Origin of the sequence: Chitinophaga sp. (assembly GCF_035564935.1) — a bacterium.
Lineage (GTDB): Bacteria > Bacteroidota > Bacteroidia > Chitinophagales > Chitinophagaceae > Chitinophaga.
Genome location: NZ_DATMTE010000866.1, coordinates 1 through 2,608, shown reverse-complemented (window position 1 = coordinate 2,608; position 2,608 = coordinate 1). Strand labels below are relative to the sequence as shown.

The 2,608-nt window shown below is 48.0% G+C and carries 2 protein-coding genes; both read left to right on the top strand.

Annotation, left to right across the window (positions count from 1 at the left end; translation table 11 throughout):
• The first annotated feature begins 106 nt into the window (after nucleotides 1-106).
• A complete protein-coding gene (locus VN105_RS22640; protein ID WP_325644489.1) occupies nucleotides 107-1,435 on the top strand; it encodes an AAA family ATPase in 1,329 nt (442 codons plus the stop codon).
• A 5-nt stretch (nucleotides 1,436-1,440) separates the two neighbouring features.
• On the top strand, nucleotides 1,441-2,608 hold a 1,168-nt coding region (locus VN105_RS22635; protein ID WP_325644487.1), incomplete at its 3' end, for a tetratricopeptide repeat protein.

The window sequence follows — 2,608 nt, the reverse complement described above, 5'->3', positions numbered from 1 at the left end:
TTGTATATTTTTGCAAAACGTGGTAGTTCGGGCACAATTAACACTTTTTTTGCGGCCGAATTGCGTATTATTACGGGGTTACTGAATAATTAAACAGAAGAACATTATGTCATCGGAAGTAATAAAGCAATTACAGGAGGCGGTGCAGTTTTCGCCGGAGAATGTGCCTTTACGTATGCATCTGGCGCAGGTACTGCTACAGGATTATGAATATACTGCCGCAGAGGAGCAATACAGGAAAGTACTGGAGCTGTCATCATCCAATACTGCGGCGCAACTTGGTTTGGCGCGCACTTTTTATCATCAGCATAAATATTCTGCAGCTATCGTGGTACTTGAGCAGCTGGAAAACCGTGAGCCCGATCATTTTGATGCATTGCTGCTGCATTGCCGCATCCTGGTGAAGGAGCAATCCATGCCGGCTGCAAAAGAAATATACCAGCATTTACTGCAAATTAATCCGGGCTTTCGTGATGAAGCGCTGGACGGGCTTTTCCGGGTGGCACAGCAACCTCCCGCTTCCTTTAACGGGGACGAAGATGAGGAGGAGGAAAGCGAGAGCTTATTTATGCTGGAGAAACCCGAAATCAATTTTTCGGATGTGGGTGGTATGGAAAGGGAAAAGCAGGAAATAGATCTGAAGATCATCAAGCCCCTGCAGTTTCCCGATCTCTATAAAGCTTATGGGAAAAAAGCCGGTGGCGGTATTTTACTATATGGCCCTCCGGGATGTGGCAAAACATATCTTGCAAAAGCTACCGCCGGGCAGATACAGGCAGAGTTCATCAACGTAGGCATTCATGATGTGCTGGACATGTGGGTGGGTACCAGTGAAAAAAACCTGCATAGCCTGTTTGAACTGGCCCGCCAGAGCAAACCCTGTGTACTGTTTTTTGATGAGGTAGATGCTTTAGGCGCTAACCGCTCCGCACTCCGGCAGTCGGGCGCAACGCATATTATTAACCAGTTCCTGGCTGAAATGGATGGCATCGCCGCAAGCAATGAGAATATTCTTATTATTGGCGCTACTAACGCTCCCTGGAGCCTGGATCCCGCGTTCCGCCGTCCCGGCCGTTTCGACCGGATCATTTTTGTGGCGCCACCGGAAACGGAAGGCAGGGAAGAGATCCTGAAACTGCAACTGCGCAATAAACCTGTGAGCGATATTAATTATAATGCACTCGCTAAGGCCACTCCGGGTTATTCCGGCGCCGACCTAAAAGCTATTGTGGATATTGCTATAGAAGAAAAACTGCTGGAAGCCCTGCAAAAGGGAGTACCACAGCCTATTACACAAAAAGAATTATTAAAAGCCGCTAAAACACATAAACCCACCACAAGGGAATGGTTTAATACTGCCCGTAACTATGCGCTGTATTCAAATGAAACCGGTCTTTATGATGATGTTTTGAAATACCTGGATATTAAGAAATAACGATTATGGCTGTATTAATTCAGCGCGCTCAGATTCTGGTACAACAAGGCCGCTTTGAAGATGCCTTCGCCGCATTGCGCCAGCACCTGAGTACTAATGCTCACGATACCGACGGATTATACCTGCTGGCAATTTGCTACATGGAAACAGGCAACACTGCAGAAGCCTCGCAAATAGCCGGCAATACCCTCAGCTTTGCGCCATACGACGATCGTTTCCTGTACCTGCTGGCAAGGATTGCTTTTACAAAAAATCAGTTTAACGAAGCCATCAGAACCATCAGCAATGCAGTAGCTATCAATCCCTACCGGGTGAATTACTTTGCCATGTGGAGCCAGGTCCTCTTATCGAAGAAAGAGTATGAGGCTGCCCTTCACAAAGCGGAAGAAGGACTGGCCATTGAACCGGAAGATGAAGCCTGCCTTAATCTCCGCTCCCACGCCCTGTTCAGGCTGGGAAAAAAAGAAGAAGCTTTTTCCAATTTACATGAGGCATTGGAGCATAATCCTGAAAATGCCTACACACATGCCAACCTCGGGCAGAAGTGGCTGGAGGCTGGTGATCACCGGAAATCGCTGGAGCATTTCAGGGAATCACTGAAGCTGGATCCTACCAATGAATGGGCGCGGCAAGGCATGGTACAGGCTATGAAAGCCAGGTACTGGCTGTACCGGCAGTTCCTGAACTACGCTTTTTTCATGGCGCGGCAAAAGGCGCGTACACAGTGGATCATTATCATTGCCATTTTTATACTTACACAAATTGCCAGCCAGGTGTTTTTCCCGGTGTATGTGCTGCTGGCTTTCCTGGCGCTTTCCACCTGGCTCATTACGCCGGTGAGTAACCTGTTCCTTCGCCTGAATCCATACGGCAGGTATGCGCTCAGTAAAGAACAAACACAGGTATCCAATGTAGTTGGTGTGTTGTTGTGCATATCGTTGGTGGCAGGTGTAACGTTCCTGTTCACCCGCCAGCAGGGGTTATTGGCGCTATGTCTTTGCAGTGGTATTATGTTGCTGCCGGCTGCAGGATTTTATATTCCTGAAAGCAAAAAGAACCGCCGGATCATTACCTGGTATACAGCAACGCTCGCACTTTTGGGAGTGCTGGGTATTGTGCTGGCATTCGTTACAAGCGATCCTTTTAATATGGCGGTTACTGCCATGCTGATAG

What these genes read in the sequence shown, in the direction of transcription:
- VN105_RS22640 (WP_325644489.1), top strand. Translation starts at nt 107, where the DNA reads ATGTCATCGGAAGTAATAAAGCAATTACAGGAGGCGGTGCAGTTTTCG.